General features: G+C 62.8%; 16 protein-coding genes and 1 pseudogene. 7 read left to right on the forward strand and 10 right to left on the reverse strand.

Annotation, left to right across the window (positions count from 1 at the left end):
* The first annotated feature begins 184 nt into the window (after nt 1-184).
* The 4 genes from ABDW57_RS26685 to ABDW57_RS26700 all read left to right on the forward strand — a co-directional run bounded on the left by ABDW57_RS26685 (nt 185) and on the right by ABDW57_RS26700 (nt 4792).
* A complete protein-coding gene (locus ABDW57_RS26685; protein WP_343733170.1) occupies nt 185-1288 on the forward strand; it encodes a hypothetical protein in 1104 nt (367 codons plus the stop codon).
* Between the two features lie 68 nt (nt 1289-1356).
* Nucleotides 1357-3177 (forward strand): DUF885 domain-containing protein, encoded by a 1821-nt coding sequence (locus ABDW57_RS26690; RefSeq protein WP_343733171.1) that lies wholly within the window; start codon nt 1357-1359, stop codon nt 3175-3177.
* On the forward strand, nt 3174-4463 hold the full coding sequence (locus ABDW57_RS26695) for a glycosyltransferase (RefSeq protein WP_343733172.1): 1290 nt from the start codon (nt 3174-3176) through the stop codon (nt 4461-4463). The genes ABDW57_RS26690 and ABDW57_RS26695 overlap by 4 nt, the downstream gene beginning before the upstream one ends.
* Complete coding sequence (locus tag ABDW57_RS26700) at nt 4460-4792, forward strand: YnfA family protein (protein WP_343733173.1); 333 nt, start codon at nt 4460-4462, stop codon at nt 4790-4792. Before ABDW57_RS26695 ends, ABDW57_RS26700 begins: the two co-directional genes overlap by 4 nt.
* A 218-nt stretch (nt 4793-5010) precedes the next feature.
* Here ABDW57_RS26700 and ABDW57_RS26705 read toward each other — a convergent pair.
* The 5 genes and pseudogenes from ABDW57_RS26705 to ABDW57_RS26725 form a co-directional block, all read right to left on the reverse strand.
* Nucleotides 5011-6195, reverse strand: a pseudogene (locus ABDW57_RS26705) (malic enzyme-like NAD(P)-binding protein); the annotation flags it as partial.
* A gap of 80 nt (nt 6196-6275) precedes the next feature.
* Complete coding sequence (locus tag ABDW57_RS26710) at nt 6276-7571, reverse strand: Glu/Leu/Phe/Val dehydrogenase (protein ID WP_343733174.1); 1296 nt, start codon at nt 7569-7571, stop codon at nt 6276-6278.
* A 129-nt stretch (nt 7572-7700) separates the two neighbouring features.
* Nucleotides 7701-8663 carry a LysR substrate-binding domain-containing protein gene (locus ABDW57_RS26715; protein ID WP_343733175.1) on the reverse strand — a complete coding sequence of 321 codons (963 nt, stop codon included), beginning with the start codon at nt 8661-8663 and terminating at the stop codon, nt 7701-7703.
* Nucleotides 8664-8672: 9 nt separating this feature from the next.
* Nucleotides 8673-9983 carry an MFS transporter gene (locus ABDW57_RS26720; protein ID WP_343733176.1) on the reverse strand — a complete coding sequence of 437 codons (1311 nt, stop codon included), beginning with the start codon at nt 9981-9983 and terminating at the stop codon, nt 8673-8675.
* On the reverse strand, nt 9980-10435 hold the full coding sequence (locus ABDW57_RS26725) for a MarR family transcriptional regulator (protein ID WP_343733177.1): 456 nt from the start codon (nt 10433-10435) through the stop codon (nt 9980-9982). The genes ABDW57_RS26720 and ABDW57_RS26725 overlap by 4 nt, the downstream gene beginning before the upstream one ends.
* A gap of 99 nt (nt 10436-10534) precedes the next feature.
* On the opposite strand from ABDW57_RS26725, the gene ABDW57_RS26730 reads away from it, so the two are divergent.
* A complete protein-coding gene (locus tag ABDW57_RS26730; protein WP_161014594.1) occupies nt 10535-10783 on the forward strand; it encodes a DUF3297 family protein in 249 nt (82 codons plus the stop codon).
* A gap of 49 nt (nt 10784-10832) precedes the next feature.
* Here the strand turns inward: ABDW57_RS26730 and ABDW57_RS26735 are convergent, their stop codons facing one another.
* The 4 genes from ABDW57_RS26735 to ABDW57_RS26750 all read right to left on the reverse strand — a co-directional run bounded on the left by ABDW57_RS26735 (nt 10833) and on the right by ABDW57_RS26750 (nt 13289).
* Nucleotides 10833-11021: a hypothetical protein gene (locus ABDW57_RS26735; RefSeq protein WP_343733178.1), complete on the reverse strand. Its 189-nt coding sequence runs from the start codon at nt 11019-11021 to the stop codon at nt 10833-10835.
* A gap of 101 nt (nt 11022-11122) precedes the next feature.
* The gene (locus ABDW57_RS26740; protein WP_343733179.1) at nt 11123-12361 is read right to left on the reverse strand and encodes an MFS transporter; all 1239 of its coding nucleotides are present in this window, start codon (nt 12359-12361) and stop codon (nt 11123-11125) included.
* Nucleotides 12362-12364: 3 nt separating this feature from the next.
* Nucleotides 12365-12700 carry a hypothetical protein gene (locus ABDW57_RS26745; protein WP_343733185.1) on the reverse strand — a complete coding sequence of 112 codons (336 nt, stop codon included), beginning with the start codon at nt 12698-12700 and terminating at the stop codon, nt 12365-12367.
* Between the two features lie 31 nt (nt 12701-12731).
* Nucleotides 12732-13289, reverse strand: a complete 558-nt coding sequence (locus ABDW57_RS26750; RefSeq protein WP_343733180.1) for a sigma-70 family RNA polymerase sigma factor — start codon at nt 13287-13289, stop codon at nt 12732-12734.
* A gap of 159 nt (nt 13290-13448) precedes the next feature.
* Here ABDW57_RS26750 and ABDW57_RS26755 point away from each other — a divergent pair, with 159 nt between their 5' ends.
* Together ABDW57_RS26755 and ABDW57_RS26760 are read left to right on the forward strand one after the other, a co-directional pair.
* Nucleotides 13449-14492: a DUF5694 domain-containing protein gene (locus tag ABDW57_RS26755; protein WP_343733181.1), complete on the forward strand. Its 1044-nt coding sequence runs from the start codon at nt 13449-13451 to the stop codon at nt 14490-14492.
* Nucleotides 14493-14566: 74 nt separating this feature from the next.
* Nucleotides 14567-15040, forward strand: a complete 474-nt coding sequence (locus ABDW57_RS26760; RefSeq protein WP_343733182.1) for a hypothetical protein — start codon at nt 14567-14569, stop codon at nt 15038-15040.
* Nucleotides 15041-15169: 129 nt separating this feature from the next.
* On the opposite strand, the gene ABDW57_RS26765 is transcribed toward ABDW57_RS26760, so the two are convergent.
* A complete protein-coding gene (locus ABDW57_RS26765) occupies nt 15170-16591 on the reverse strand; it encodes a DEAD/DEAH box helicase (protein WP_343733183.1) in 1422 nt (473 codons plus the stop codon).
* Nucleotides 16592-16818 lie beyond the last annotated feature (227 nt).

A 16818-nucleotide genomic window follows, 5' to 3' on the forward strand; every position in this document is an offset into this window, starting at 1 on the left:
CAGTGTAGGGGGAAGTTGTTTTTCTTCTTATACTGGCTGCATGCGTGTTTTTCTTCTCTTTGTCTTTGTGCTGCTGAGCGCTTGCGGTGGCGGTTCCAGCTCCTCCTCTGGAACTGCCACTGGCTCTACGGCCACCGCCGCCATCACTGTCTCCGATCCTGTCCCCGTTGGCTCGCTGGCCGGCATGACCGATGCACTGGTGGTGGGCGACCGCATTGTGGTGCGGTCGCGTTCCGATGCCTTCGTTACCGTCAATGGCCAGCCTGTGTATGCGGGCACGCGACTGAGCGTGCTGGATAAGCAGGGCAAGTTGTTGTCCAGTACCGATTATGGTTTCTCGCTTGCCGCCGGCTATACCGGCGGCTGGCTGATGATGCTGTCGCCCGACGGCTTCATCATGGTGCAAGCCGCCAAGGGTACGGCGCTGCTGCACTTCGATGCGCAGGCCAGGCTGCTGGGCAGCGCCACTGATCTCTATCCGCCTGTGGCGGCGACCTCCACCACCGAGTACGCGGCGGCCGAAAATGGTGGTGCGGTGGAGGGCAATGGCTTCTGGCTGGCCACCACCTTTTCGCTGCTGCCGGTCACCGACAAGACTCAGTATGTGCTCAAGCTGTGCAAGTTTGACTTCAATGGCAGGCAGTTGACGCCACCGTTCATGATTTCCACCTCGGCGCTGCACCCGCGCGTGGCGGCGGCAAACGGCACGGTGCTGGCGGGTTGGATGGAAGGCGGCGGCATGCTGGCCATGTGGGCCAAGGGCGCGGGGGCGCCTGCCATCCGCTCCATCAATACTGGCGGTGCACAACCTTATCCGATAGCGCTCAATGCTGCCGGCAAGATGGGTGTGCTATGGAACGGCAAAGCGACGACCACCAGCAGCGGCGGCATCATGGGCGTGGCGGTCGATAACAGTGGCGCGCCGTTGCTGCCTGCCGGCCGCACCGACCTGACGCAGGAAACCTTGTCCGGCAAATGGGCTGGCAATGTGCGCGCATCGGAAATCGACGCGCATGCGTTCAGCGGTGGCGTCACCATCGCCGGCAGCGTGGTCGGCGCCTTCAATCCTGGTGATGCGATTGGCGACGTGCTGGTGCTGACCGACTACGCGGCCGGTGCGGAGCCGTTGTCGGCACAGGCGCAGACCGTGTTGCGCTTCACCTTGCCCGGCCGCGCGCTGCTTGGACCCACGCCGATATTCCGCCAGATGCTGTTTGCCGACCATGCCCTGCTGCTGGTTGGCGACGACAACCGGCTGCAGGCCATCAGCGTCACGCGCGGCCGTTAAATCGCTTGCAAGCAGTACATTGCTCATCACATAATTGAAAAATAATTATGACGATGGGGGAGTGCTGCATGAAACGTGTATTCAAGTGGCTGGCGATCGCGCTGGTCTCGGTAGTGGTGGTGGTGGCGGCCCTGATCGCCCACACCATTTACTTCAAGCCGTTGAAGCTGGACTGGTTCTACACCAAGGTGTTTGCCGCTTTCGCCATCGATAGTCCCGAGATGCTGTCTTCGATGCGCATTCTGCCCGGCTGGGCGGACTTCTACAGCGCCAGGCTGGATGACGCCTCGCCGGCACATGAGCAGAAGATGATGGACCTGATGAAGAACAGTCTGGCCACCATCAAGCAGTACGATCGTGAGAAGCTGGACCGCGAAGGCCAGCTCTCTTACGATACGCTGACCTATTTCCTGCAGATCCAGGCGGACGGCGAGCCATATGACAAGCATAACTTCCCGGTCAATCAGATGCAGGGCGTGCAAAGCGCGCTGCCGGACTTCATGGTGCAGGTGCACCAGGTAGGCAGCAAGAAGGAGGCGGAAAATTACATCGCCCGTCTGAAACTGTTCCCGGCCAAATTTACCCAGTTGACCGAGAGCCTGCGCCTGCGCGAATCGCGCGGCATCATCCCGCCGCGTTTCACGGTGGAGAAGGTGCTCAAGCAGATGAGTGGCATGATCGCCATGGTGCCGGAGCAGCATCCGCTGTACGTCAGCTTCAAGGCCAAGCTGGACAAGATTCCCGCAGCGGAGATGGATGCCGACACCCGTACCCGCCTGCTGGCCGCTGCCGCCGCGGCGGTCAAGGATCAGGTGTATCCGGCGTATCGCGGCTTGATCAGCTATTTCACCGCGCTGGAACCCAAAGCCAAGGAAAACAATGGCGCCTGGAGTCTGCCGAACGGCGACGCGTTCTATGCCTGGGCGGTGCGCATGCACACCACCACCAACATGACGCCGCAGCAGGTGCATGAACTGGGCCTGGCGGAAGTGGCGCGCGTGAGCGCGGAAATGGACGCCATCCTCAATTCGCAGGGACTGAATGAGGGCACCATCGGCGCCCGCGTGCAGCAGCTGGCGCGCACACCGGAGCAGCAGTATCCAAATACGCCCGAGGGCAAGAAAGCCATGCTGACGCAGTATCAAGCCATTCTGGATGACGTCAACAAGGGGCTCGATGGCGCCTTTGATGTGCGTCCCAAGCTGGGTGTGAAGGTGGAACAGGTGCCGCCGTCGTCGGAGGCCACGGCGCCGGGTGCCTACTACATGCCGGGCGCGTTTGACGGTACCCGTCCGGGCGTTTTCTACGCGAACATGCGCAATCCGGGCGATACGCCGAAATTCGCCATGCGCACGTTGGCCTATCACGAAGGCATACCGGGCCACCACTTCCAGATCACGCTGGCGCAGGAGCTGCAGGGTGTGCCGTTCTTCCGCCGCGTGGTGCCGTTCACCGCGTACCAGGAAGGATGGGCGCTGTACGCGGAGCGGTTGGCGTATGAGCTGGGTTTCGAGAAGGACCCGCTGGATAACCTGGGCCGCTTGCGCGATGAGATGATGCGCGCCACGCGGCTGGTGGTCGATTCCGGCATCCATTACAAGCACTGGACGCGTGAGCAGGCCATCAGCTACATGATGGACAACACCGGCATGGCCGAAGGCGATGTCACGGCGGAGATCGAGCGTTACTTCGTCAATCCGGGGCAGGCCCTGGCGTACAAGGTGGGCATGCTGAAGATCCTGGCCTTGCGCGAGCATGCCAGGCAGGAGCTGGGTGATAAATTCGATTTGAAGCAGTTCCATAACGAAGTGCTGACGCATGGCGCCTTGCCGCTGTCGGTACTGGAGGGCGTGATTAACGATTGGATCGCGAAGCGCAAGCAGGCATGAAGATAGGGCTGCAGACGTGGGGAAGCCACGGTGATATCCGGCCGTTTCTGGCGCTGGCGGAAGGCTTGCAACTGGCCGGGCATGAGGTCACGCTGCTGATTACCTGCGTCGACAGCGATGTCTATGCCGGCGTGACGTCGGCGGCGGGCGTGACGATTCGCATCGTGGCGTCGCCGGTGATTACACCCGGGGAGGGCGCGGATATCGGCTGGGCCATCGTTCGCGCCCGTGATCCCTTGAGGCAGATGTCGCTGATCCTGCAGCGCTGCTTTGGGCCGGTGGAGGATGCGATGTTCGCGGCGGCGCGGGAACTGGCGGCGGAATCGGATCTGCTGATCGGGCACTACTTCATGCATCCAGCGCAGATCGCAGCGGAGCATGCCGGCAAGCCGTATGTGAGCGTGCTGTTGTCGCATGCGGCGATACCGAGTGAGTACAGCCATCCTTTGGGCTGGCCGCGCATGTTCAACAGGTTTTTGTGGTGGCTTACGCGGCGGCTGCTGCATCGTACGCTTAGTCCTTACGTCAACCGCCTGCGCGCGCAGCTGGGCATGGCGCCATCGCGGGATGTGGTGGGCGATGTGTGGCTGTCGCCGTATCTGACGCTGGTGGCGGTCAGTCCGCAGATCTGCGAGCGCCAGCCGGATTGGCCGGACACCGTCCAGGTCTGCGGCTTCCTCGATATGCCGAATATCCAGCTGGAGGGGCGGCTCAGTGAGGACTTGTCCGCTTTTCTGGCTGCCGGCGAAGCACCGGTCTACATGACGTTTGGCAGCTGGATGCCGCCCGACGTGGCCGATCAGAGGGATGCGCTTCGTTTGCTGACTGAAGCTGCGCAGTTGGCAGGCTGCCGTGCGGTGATACAGGCGTCGCGCTGGGAGGAGTGCGGCGTCCGGTCGGATGAGCGCATCATGTACGTGCCGTCCTCACCGCACCACCTGATTTTCCCGCGCTGCGCGGCGGTCGTGCATCACGGCGGCGCTGGGACGACGCAATCGGCCACGCTGGCGGGGAAGCCGTCCATCGTGATCGCCAACATCAGCGAACAGGAACACTGGGCGAATGAGCTGCGGCGCATCGGCATCGCCGGCAAGCTGACGCGGCGCCGCAGCGTCACCGCGCAGCAGCTTGCGGCACGCATACGTCATATACTCGATCATCCGGCGTTGACCACGAAAGCCGCCGCGGTTGCCGCAGCCATGGAGCGCGAGAACGGCGTAGCGGAAGCCGTCAGACTTATTTTGGCCAGGCTTAGTCAGGCACCTATCTTTACCTTACTTCCATGACTGACTTTTTAAGAATTGCCGCGTTGTTTTTTGTGACCGCGCTGGCGGAAATTGTGGGCTGTTATCTGCCCTGGCTGGTGCTCAGGCAGGGAAAGCCGGCATGGTTATTTGTGCCAGCTGCCGTGTCGCTTGCCTTGTTCGCCTGGCTCCTGGCCCTGCATCCTGCTGCGTCCGGCCGTACCTACGCCGCATACGGTGGCGCCTATATTTGCGTTGCGCTACTGTGGCTCAGGTTTGTCGACGGCGTGTCTTTAAGCCGCTTCGATGTCATTGGCGCCGTGCTGGCGCTGGTTGGCATGGCAGTGATCGCGCTTCAACCATCTCAATAAGGTGGTGGACTTCAGATTGCCCGCCGCGCCCCGCGGCAGCTGCTGCATGGGCGTGGCGGCGAAGTATCACCATGCGCACGATCCAGCGGGGATTGGGCACTCTCAAACATCAGGACAGCAGCGCATGCGATAGCGAGAGGATCGCCGTCGCATGCGCCGCTCGATGCAGATTACAGCAGCGATTCCGCCAGATCTTTCAGGTCGTCGGCGTATTCGAGTTCCACCAGCTGCTTGCGGGCGACGCCGCTGCGCCAGGCGGCGGTGGCGATCTTCGGCGTGACGCCGCTCAGCAGGCGTGGATCCAGCAGGCCGGGCACGATGTAGTCTTTGCTGAAGCGTGCGTCGCTGCGCGCCATGTCGGCCAGGGCGACCACGCAGGCGCGTTTCATTTCCTGGTTGATGGTGGTCGCGCCTGAGTCCAGCGCGGCGCGGAACAAATACGGGAAGCACAGGGCATTGTTGATCTGGTTCGGATAGTCCGAACGACCGGTGGCGATGATGGCGTCCGGCGCCACTTCGCGTACCAGTTCCGGACGCAGTTCTGGTTCCGGATTCGCCAGCGTGAACACGATAGGCTGCGCCTTCATGCGCTGGATATCCATCTGCGACAGCACCCCCGGGCCGGACACGCCGAGGAATACGTCCGCGCCTTCCATCACCTCCGACAGCGTGGTGGCCGCGGTATCCTGCGCCCACGCGGCCTTTTCACCGTCCAGATTGCGCGCGGTGGTCAGTACGCCTTTGCTGTCGCACACGTAGATGTTCTTGCGCTGCGCGCCCAGGTCCACCAGCAGTTCCAGGCAGGCCATGGCCGCCGCGCCGGCGCCGGAGCAGACAATTTTAACGGTGGCGATATCGCGTCCGGTCATTTCAATCGCGTTCAGCATGCCCGCGCCCACCACGATGGCGGTGCCGTGCTGGTCGTCGTGGAAGACCGGAATCGACAGGCGCTCGCGCAGCTTGCGCTCGATGTAGAAGCACTCCGGTGCCTTGATGTCTTCCAGGTTGATGCCGCCGAAAGTCGGATGCAGGGCGGCGATGATGTCCACCAGCTTGTCCGGATCACTCTCGTCGATCTCGATGTCGAAGGCGTCGATGCCGGCGAATTTTTTAAACAGCACCACTTTACCTTCCATCACCGGCTTGCCGGCCAGCGCGCCGATGTTGCCCAGCCCGAGCACCGCGCTGCCGTTGGTGATGACGCCAACCAGGTTGCCCTTGGCAGTGTATTCGTAAGCCTTGGCCGGCTCGCGTTTGATCTCCACGCACGGCGCGGCCACGCCTGGCGAGTAAGCCAGCGCCAGGTCTTCCTGCGTGCTCACGCTCTTGGTGATTTCGATGGCGATTTTGCCCGCGCTGCCCGCGCGGTGGTAGGCCAGTGCTTTTTGTTCGATGGTGCTCATATTCTGTTCCTTACAAATGCGAAAAACGCCCGCACGGCGGGAAAGCCGGTGCAGGCGCAAACTGCTGGGGATTCAGTACATCATGGATACAGGCCACGCACTTCGCGGGCTTGCAGCACACGGGTGCAGGCAAGGATGAAGGTCGCGGTGCGCAGCGTGACTTTCTTTTCCTGCGCAACGGTCCATACAGCATTGAATGCATCTTGCATGATGCGGGTTAAGCGGGCATTAATCTCATCTTCAGTCCAGAAGAAGCTGGAGAAATCCTGCACCCATTCGAAGTATGACACGGTTACGCCACCTGCGTTGGCCAGCACGTCAGGAACAATCAGCACATCCTTGTCGGTCAGGATGTCGTCCGCTTCCGGCGTGGTCGGGCCGTTGGCGCCTTCCAGGATGATTTTAGTGCGAATACGCGACGCGTTAGCTGCAGTAATCTGCTGTTCCAGTGCCGCCGGGATCAGGATGTCGGATTCAACGTCCCAGAATGCATCGCGATTCAGCTCCGCTTCGGCGCCAGGGAAGCCGGCTACGCCGCCGGTTTCCGCCACGTGCTTGTGCAGACGGGCGATATCCAGGCCGCCCTGATGCACCACGGTCGCGGTGTGATCCTGCACAGCCACCACTTTCGAACCGGCTTCCGCAAACATGGTCGCAGCCACGCCGCCGACGTTGCCGAAGCCTTGCACCGCAACGCGGGCACCGGCAATCGCCACGCCGCGTTTGGCGGCGGCTTCACGGCCCACCACGAACACGCCGCGGCCGGTCGCTTCGCGGCGGCCCAGCGAGCCGCCCAGCGAGATCGGCTTGCCGGTCACCACGCCGGTCGACAGGTTACCTTCGATCATGGCGTAGGAGTCCATCATCCATGCCATCACTTGCTCGTTGGTGTTGACGTCCGGTGCCGGGATATCTTTGTTCGGGCCGATAATCAGGCTGATTTCGCTGGTGTAGCGGCGCGTCAGGCGCTGCAGTTCACCACGCGACAGGGTTTTTGGATCAACACGGATGCCGCCCTTGGCGCCGCCGTATGGCACGTTGACCGCGGCGTTTTTCACCGTCATCCATGCCGACAGGGCCATCACTTCGGACAGGGTCACATCCTGGTGGAAGCGTACGCCGCCCTTGCCTGGACCGCGCGACATGTTGTGCTGCACGCGATAGCCTTCGTAGTGGGCGATGGTGCCGTCATCGCGCTCGATCGGCACGTCGACGGTCAGAATGCGCTTCGGACGCTTGAGCGTTTCGACCCAGCGCGACAGGCTGCCGAGGTGCGGGGTAACGCGATCGATCTGCTGCAGGTAGACGCCCCATGGGCCGAGGTCTTCGGCGTTGAGGTAGGAAGGCAGTGCGTGTTGTGCTGGTACAGTGGTCATGCTCAAGGCTCCCGTGGATTCGTGAATGAACGCTGCTCGTGGCAGCGCTCAAGTGGCACGAATCATAGGCCTGGAGCCTTCAGAGCGGCCAATGCTGTATGCGCATTCGTCTATGCAAAAAATGCATAGTTATCTCTCGGATACCGGAACGCGGCGTTTTCCGCCGGCGTGCTTCTGCTGCGATTCAAGGAATTCCCACAGCCGTTCAACGATGGGTTTGCCGCGCCGATGCGATGATGGCCGCTCGCGGTACAGGCGGATTTCCATCTCGATTTCCCAGTCCGAGGTATCGCCGTCGGCGCGCGCCAGCTGCTTTTGTTTGAGCTCGCGCGTGACGGCGGATTCCGGCAGGAAGGCGATGCCGCGCCCTTCCAGCGCCATCATCTTCAAGCCTTCCGCCATGTCGGTTTCGTAGTGCGGCTCCAGATGCAGCGGGGTCCTGGCGTCGCTCAGGATCAGCTCCACCATGCGGCCGAGATAGGCGTTGTTGGTGTAGGAGAGGAAGGGCAGCGGCGCGCGCTTGGTGCCGGGCAGGGTGAACTCGGGCACCTTGTTCTTGTCGCAGCGCGCATAGGCCCGCAGCGATTCATGGCCCAGCACCAGCATGTCGTAACGGCCGGGGTCCAGCTGCACCGGCTGGCGTGGATGGTGATAGCACAGCAGCAGATCGCATCCGCCCTCCACCAGTTGCAGCACGGCGTCGTGCACATTGAGCGCCATCAGTCGGCTGCGGATCGGCGCGAAATCTTGCTCCAGTCTGGTCAGCCATTTCGGTACGAACGTCAGCGACAAGGTGTGCGGCACGGCGAGGTCGATGCTGGTCTGCGCGGCAGCACGTTTGGAGCGCAGCATCTCGCGCGCGCCGTTGATCTTCGATAGCATCTCCAGCGCCTGTTCGTAGAACACGATGCCGGCCGGCGTCAGGCGCGTGGGATAGGAAGTGCGGTCGATCAGGTCCGTGCCCAGCCAGTTTTCCAGCGATTGAATGCGGCGTGAGAAGGCGGGCTGCGTCACGTGGCGCAGCGCCGCCGAGCGGCTGAAGTTATTGGTCTCCACCAGTGAGATGAAGTCTTCCAGCCATTTGGTTTCCATGCGATGTCCTTATGATGCGTTGGCAGTGATGCTGCGGATCGGCGTGAACAAATACGCCAGCGTCGCAAACAGCACCAGTATGATGCCACCACCAAGGAACAATTGCGACAGCGAGACCAAGGTCAATATCCATCCCGTCGCCGCCGCCGACAGCGGCGCCAGCCCCATGAAGATGAACATGAAGATGCTCATGGCGCGGCCCATCATCTGCGGCGGTATGCGGCGCTGTATCCAGGTGAAGACGTTGATCTGCATGTAGCCGCCCAACAGGCCCAGTAGCAGCATCAGCGAACCTGCTTGCCACAGCGCGTGCACAAAGCCCAGCGGCGCCACCAGCAGACCGGCGATGGCGTCGATCAGCAGCAGCATGCTGCCGAATTCCGCAAAGCGCAGCCGGCTGCCGAATTTCGCGGCGATGCCCATGCCGATCAGCGTGCCGGCGCCATGTGCGCCCATCAGCAAACCAAGCGTGGTGGCGCCATGCAGATCGTTGGCCAGCACCGGTATCGCCACCTGCATCGCGCCGCCGATCACCAGCGACACCGTGCCCCAATAGATGAAGCACAGGCGCAGCGGCATGTCGTCCCACACCATGCGCAGGCCGGCGCCGACGGCGCGCAGCACGGACTGTGTTGCCGCTGCCGGCGAGGGTGCGCCGAGCGGGCGCACTTTGGCCAGCGTCCATGCGGACAGCAGGAAGCTCAGACAATCCAGGCCAAACGCCAGCGCCAGGCCGCGGGTATCGCTGACGGCGTCGCCGCCGTTGCCGGCAATCGCCAGCAGGCCCGCCGCCATCAGTGGGCCGATCAGCATCGACAACTGGCGCAATCCCATCAGGATGCCGTTGGCTGCCTGCAGCTGTTCCGGCGCGATCGCCAGCGGCATGATCGAGGTGCCGGACGGGATGCCGAACGCCTGCGCCAGGCCGAGGCCCAGGGCCAGCGCGTAGATCAGGTGCAGCGCCAGTTGCGGCGTCAGCACCAGCGTGAGCGATAGCGTCTTGCTCAGCGTGATGGTGGGCGTAGCGTGGAGGTTCAGCACCAGCAGCGTCAGCAGCGCAAGCAGCACCGCATTGGCGTACTTGCTCAGCATGAGCACGCGCTTGGGCGAGTAGCGGTCCACCAGCGCGCCGCCGATCAGGATGAACACCGCGCGCGGAACGCTCATCAGCGCGATCACCAGGCCGAGCGCCAGCGTGTCGCCGGTCAGCTTGAGCACCAGCCAGGGCAGGGCGATCATGGTTAACTGGTCGCCCAACATGGAGATGACGCCGCCGCGCATCAGCCATTGGAAGTTGGGGTCCTGTTTGAGCGCGCTCATGAGTTGGAGGCGTTCATGCCGGCGATGAGCGCCAGCGCCTTGCTGACGTCATCGAATTGCGCCGGCGGGCAGCTGCGCAGCAGGTCTTTGCTGATCTGGTCGGCCACGGTGGTGGCATTGGTCAGCATTTCGCGGCCGGTGGCGGTGATGGCGGCGTAAGCGACGCGGGCGTCGCGCGGGTCCTGCTGGCGTTCGACCAGACCGATTTTCTCCAGCGGCAGCAGGGTGCGGGTGACGCCGGAGGCGGTCAAGCCCTGGCGCTCGGCCAGGTCGACGCGGCGCAGGCGGCCGCCGGGGGCGCGGTTCAGGTAGTGCAGCAGCATGAAATCGCTGAAACTGATGCCGTGGTAGCCGCCCAGCACCTGGTCGAGCCGGCGCACCAGCGTGGCTTGCGCGCGTGCCAGGCGCAGGGTGAATTCGAGACTGGGACTGACGGCGATGGATTCGTCCATGATTGCTCCTTGGTTGAGTAATGCTTGAATAATACTTGAGTAAACAAGTATCGCGCAAGAACTATCGTCTCAAGGTGTGGTGTGGGCTATAATGGCGGCATGAACGATACTACTCAACTCCCACCGCTGCCGGACCGTCTGTCGATCGATCCGCGCAGCAAATTCCACGTCGCTGCCGTGTTTGAACACGACATCGGCATCAACTTCAACGGCAAAGAGCGCAACGATGTGGATGAATACTGCATCAGCGAAGGCTGGATCAAGGTCCCGGCCGGCAAGGCGCTGGACCGCAAAGGCAATCCGATGCTGATCAAGCTGAAAGGCACGGTCGAGCCGTTCTACCGTTAATCGACAGCTTGCTGTTGCAACGAAAAAGCCACCTGAACGGTGGCTTTTTTTATTTGTTGGCTTCGCCGCGCAGCTTGTCCAGCATTTGCAGCGTGGATGGCGACAGGTTCATGATCCCGTGGTAGGCGCAGTATTCGCAAAACGCTTCCTCGGGCGTCATGGCGGCGATACTGGTGTCGGAATGGCCGCGACGGCGCAGGGCGCGCAGACAGGCGGCATCCATATTTCTGGAATTCATGCACTTCTCCCTTTTCAATCAGGTAGTTGGTGGTTGGTTACGACTGACTGAAATTATTATAATTCGAAATAGTGCCGTACGGCAATAAAATTGAGTCTATCTTAAGCCGGGCGCGGCGCCGCTGCGCTTGGGAGGCTGCGCTGCAGCCGCCACAGCAGGGCGGTGGCCACCAGCGAGGTGGCCACCACCACATAGCCGACCGTGTCGAAGTGCTGCAGGCGGCCATCGGCGGCCTGGGTGACGATATGGCCGGACACCACGGACGCCACGCCGCCGGCCAGTTGCTGGATCGAGGCGCTGATGGCGTTGTAGGAGCCGCGCTGGGTCATGCTGGGCACGGTTGAGGAAATGGCCTGGAACGGAATCATGCGCGAGAAGATGCCGACAAACATCACCGAATTGACCAGCACCAGCATCCACAGCGGGATGTGGCCGAGGTGGGTGTAGATCAGCACCATGGCAATCGACAGCGCGGTGCCGAACAGGAATACGCGGAACTTGCCGACCGCGTCGGCCGCGCGGCCGATCAGCGGGCCGATGAAGATGGTGCAGATGCCGGTCACCAGATACACGGTGGGCAGATGATGCAGGTCGATGCCCATGTTGTTGACGATGTAGGCGCTGCTGAACGGCATCAGCATGAAGCCGCCGGTGGTCAGCAGGGCGGTGACGCAGAAGGCCAGCAGATAGCGCTTCTCGGTCACGGTGTGGAACAGGTGCATGAACGGGCTGTGTTCCTGCGGGTGGCCCAGGTGGGCGTTGACCGGCTGCAGCTTCCACGCCACCAGCAAGCCGCCAACCAGGCCGAAGGCAGCCATGGCCATGAAAGGCACGTGCCAGTTCCACTGGTTGGACAGGTAGATGCCGGCCGGAATGCCCAGCACCTGGCTGGCGGCAAACGCGGTCTGGATCAGGCCCATCACGCGGCCGCGCATGACGGGCGGGAACAGGTCGGTGGAAATCGCCAGCACGATCGAGCCGATCACGCCGCCGAACAGGCCGGTGAACACGCGCGCGGCCAGCAGGCTTTCAAAGCTTTGCGCCAGGCCGCACCAGACGGTGCCGAGAATGAAGCCGGTGTAGAAGAACAGCAGCAGTTGCTTGCGGTCGTAGCGGTCGGCAAAGCCGGCGGTCAGCAGGCCGGACAGGCCGGCGCTGAAGGCGTAGGCCGAGACCACCAGGCCGAACTGCGCCGGTGCGATCTTCAGGTCCGGCATGATGACGGCGCCCAGCGGCGACATGATCATGAAGTCGAGGATGACGGCAAACTGCAGGAAGGCCAGCATGGCCACCACTTGTTTCTGATAGCCGCTGAACGGCGGCGCTGGTGTTTTTTGCATGCGTTATTCTTTCGTTTCAGGTGGCGGTGCAGCCCGATCGGGGCGGCAGAAATTGGCCCGGTGCTTGAAGAAGGCCTGACGCTCTTCGGGCGTCATGGCTTGCCAGCGCTGCCAGTGTTCGCGCTTCTCGTGCCAGTCGCGGTGATGACCGCGGAAACCGCCAAACAGGATGCGGCAGAGTAGCAGCAATCCGAGGGCTTGCCAATAATTCACGGCATTGGCGCCGGGGAAGATTTGCGGGATCAGCCAGTTCCACAGGGCCATGACAATCAGGCCCAGCACGCTGGCGGCGGCAAGGATGAAGATCCCCTTCATCAATTTAAATTTCTTGTAGCTCATGTCGTGGTGACGCATTTCCACATACCTCCTTTCATTCGTCATACAGGGCCTGCAGGCGCTCGCGCAGATACAGCACGGCGTAGCGCTTGCGGGCCAATAAAGTGTTGATGGAGACGCCGGTCTGTGCGGCCATCTCCTTGAAGCTGACGCCATCCAGTTCGTGGGCGATGAAGACCTCGCGCTGGTTGGCCGGGAGTTCGTCCAGCGCCTGCTGCAGTTCCTCCAGCAGCATGGCGCGGGCGTAAGCGGCCTCGGGGCCGGCATCGGGCGAGGGCAGCATCAGGTCGAGGCGGCAGTCGTCCTCCTCGTCACAGGGCGCGAGATCCTCCAGCGCCACTTCCTTCTTCTTGCGGAAGCGGTCGATGATGCGGTTGCGGGCGACGCGGAACAGCCAGGCGCTGGCCTGCTCGATGGGATCGGGCAGGCGGTAAGCCTGGGTGAACTCGTAGAACACGTCCTGAAGGATATCGTCGGCGTCGGTCTGATCGGCAACGCGGCGGCGGATGAAGTTCCACAACCGCGACCGCTCCCGCAACACGGTCGCGGTGATGTCCTGATCTTGCTCGGATGTTGTTATTGGTGCAGTCATGGACTGGAGGACGTTCGGCACTACGCAATATTGTATGTCGAACTGCCAAGTCCGCAGTTTTTGCATTCTGGGGCGTGGAATTGGCATTCCGTCTAAAACCGGCTGCCGTCGGGCGTTGACTTTCTTACACTGACCGTACTTTCAATCGGAGGAGGTGCGATGCGTAATTGGGGACTGGTGTTGGGGTTGGTATTGCCGCTGGCAGCGCTGGCGCAGGGCGATTTGTCGGCGCTGGATCGGGATATGGCGGGGGCGCGCTCGCAGGTGCTGGTGCTGGGCACGGTGCACCTGGGCGAGTTGCCGAAGACCTTCAATCCTGCGGCGCTGGACGGCGTGCTGAAGCGGCTGGAGACGTTCAAGCCGGATATCGTCACCATCGAGTCGCTGCCGGGCGAGGAATGCGATCTCGCGGCGCGCCAGCCTGCCAGGTATGGCGCCGATTATTGCGCGCCGACCGAGGATGCCCAGGCCGCTACCGGGCTGGATCTGACTGCCGCCATCGCGGAAGTGCACAAGACGCTCAAGGCCTGGCCGGCGCAGCCTGCGGCGGCGCAGCGCCGCCATCTGGCCGCGCTGTTCCTGGCCGCGAACGAGCGCGCTTCGGCCTATGTGCAGTGGCTGCAATTGCCGCAGGCCGAGCGTCGCGCCGGCGATGGCCTGGATGCCGCACTGGTGAACAAGCTCAACAAACTCGCCGGCAATCACAACGAGGATTATCAGATCGCCGCCCGCCTGGCTGCGCGGCTCGGCCTGCAACGTGTGCACGCGGTCGATAACCACACTGGCGACAATATCGAGGTGGCCGACGGCAAGGCCTTCGGCAGCTCGGTCGAGGCCGCATGGAAAGCCGGCGGCGCCGCGCTGCAAGCGCAGGACCAGCGCGCCGATGCCCTGGCGTTGCAGCCCGACCTGCTGCCGCTGTATCGCCTGATCAACCAGCCGGCCGCGCTGCGGGTGCGGGCCGACGGCAATGTGCGCGCCGCGCTGCGCGGCCAATCGGCTGAAGCTTATCCGCAGATGTGGGTGGCCGGCTGGGAAATCCGCAACCTGCGCATGGTGGCCAACATCCGTGAAACCTTCCGCGAACGCCCGGGCGCCCGCGTGCTGTCCATCGTCGGCGTCACCCACAAGCCGTGGTTCGACGCCTGGCTGGGGCAGCTGCAGGGCGTGGACATCGTCGACGTCGAAGCGGTGCTGAAATAAGCTAGCTGCTTAACAGAGGGAAGGCGCGATAGCCCGTAAAGTGCAGTCATCCATACCGCTCACCGGAGATAACGATGACCGCTCGCAGCTTGCTTCCTTCCGTTCTGATCGGCGCCGTGGCAAGCGCGCGCTCGATGACACCCATGGCCACGCTGGCGGCCGCGCGCATGGCCAAGCGCGAGACCAGCGGCAAACTGGTTCTGCTGGACAAGCCGCTGTTCAAACTCGGTGCCATGGCCATGGGGGCGGGCGAACTGGTGGGCGACAAGATGAAGACCGCGCCTGACCGCACGGTCTTCCTCGGCCTGCTGGCACGCGTGATGAGTGCGGGCATCGCCGGCGCTGCGTTGGCGCCGCAAGGCAAGGAATCGTCTGGCGCCGCCGTGGCCGTGGCAACCGCCGTGCCACTGGCCTACCTCACGCTGGCCGGCCGCAAGCGCGCCATGGCCAGCATGGGCCAGACCCGCAGCGGCCTGATCGAAGATGCGCTGATCGTCGCCGCCGGCGCCGCCATCGTGGCGCTGTCCACGCGCTCCGGCCAGCATTAATCAGCGCTGGGCCGCTGTCAGTCTGCCGGCGCGGCGGGAGTTTCGGCCTGGCCGCCAGGCCGCCGCTTGTGCGAACATAAAAAAAGCCGCCAGATTGCTCGGGCGGCCGTGCTTGACTACTTGACCGGATTAACGGTCGCCGTAGCTGCGGCGTGGGCGGTCGTTGTTATACGGGTTGTTGGCTTTGAAGCCTGGACCCTTGTAGCCTTCGTTCGAGCCGGTGACGCCGTCGCGGCGCGGGGCGCCGCCTGGTTTGCTGAACGAGCGCTGGCCTGGCTTGGCGCCGCCGCGGTTGTCGCCCGGCTTCCAGCCGCCCGGACGCGACGAGCGCGGCGGGAAGCTGGTTTTCTTCGGCTCGAAACCTTCGATCACGTTCACCGGAATCATTTGCTTGGTGAAGCGCTCGATGCGTTTCACGTGCATGCCTTCGGCGTGGTTCACCAGCGAGATCGCCAGGCCGTTGCGGCCGGCGCGGCCGGTACGACCGATGCGGTGCACGTAGTCCTCAGGGAACTTCGGCAGGTCGTAGTTGAACACGTGGGTGATGGTCGGGATGTCGATGCCGCGCGCCGCGACGTCGGTTGCCACCAGCACTTTGACGTGGCCGCGGCGCAGGCTTTCCAGCGTGCGGTTGCGGGCGCCCTGGTGCATGTCGCCGTGCAGCGCGGCAGCCGAGAAGCCGGCGATGTTCAGGCGGTCGGCGATGGTGTCGGCGTCCCGCTTGGTGGCGGTGAACACCACGGCCTGGGCCATGGTTTCGTCGCGCAGCAGGTGGTCCAGCAGGCGGTTCTTGTGCGACAGGTCATCCACGAAGTGCACGCGCTGGGTGATGTTTTCGTGCTTGGCGGTGGCCGAGACGATCTGGATCACTTGCGGGTCCTTGGTGATGCGACGCGCCATATTGCCCACCACGCCGTCCAGCGTGGCCGAGAACAGCATGGTCTGGCGGCCTTCCGGCGTCGCGGCAACGATTTTTTCGATGTCGTCGATGAAGCCCATGTCCAGCATGCGGTCGGCTTCGTCCAGCACCAGGATTTCCAGCTGCGAGAAGTCGATCTTGCCCGATTCCATGTGGTCGATCAGACGGCCCGGGGTGGCCACCAGGATTTCAGGATTCTTGGCCAGCAGCTGCATCTGCTTTGGATATGGCATGCCGCCCAGGATCGACACCGCCTTGATGCGGCGCAGGTTGACGCTGTATTTGTCGGTATTGGTGGTGACCTGCAATGCCAGTTCGCGGGTCGGGGTCAGCACCAGCATCTTCGGCTGGGCAGGGCGGAAGCGTGGACGCTCGCCGCGTGCGCGGGCGGCTTGCATTTCCTGATTGGCGGTCTTGCCGGCGGCGGTCGGCTCGATCGCGGCCAGACGGTGCAGCGACGGCAGCATGAAGGCTGCCGTTTTGCCGGAACCGGTTTGCGAGGATACCAACAAGTCCTTGCCGGCGATCGCGGCCGGCACTGCCTGCTCCTGCACCGGGGTAGGCTTGGTGTAGCCGGCATCGGTCAGGGCTTTGAGGATGGACGTGTTGAGACCTAGTGCTTCAAATGTCATGCTTTTCTTTCGTAAAAATGCAGCGCCCACGCCGGAGCGGAACGCGAAATAGCAACGCCTACCAAAACGAAATGATTCAATCAGAATCGAAAGAAATTTCGGCACAAAAGCTTTGCGCCGGGACGGTGTCAGATCAACGACACCAGAGGCGGGAGGGCTTTATAAGGGCATCCGAACGATGCGCTGTGAGGCTTGCGTAGCTGCTTAACTATCACTGGCTGAATCTT

This window comes from Duganella sp., assembly GCF_039595735.1.
GTDB lineage: Bacteria > Pseudomonadota > Gammaproteobacteria > Burkholderiales > Burkholderiaceae_D > Rugamonas.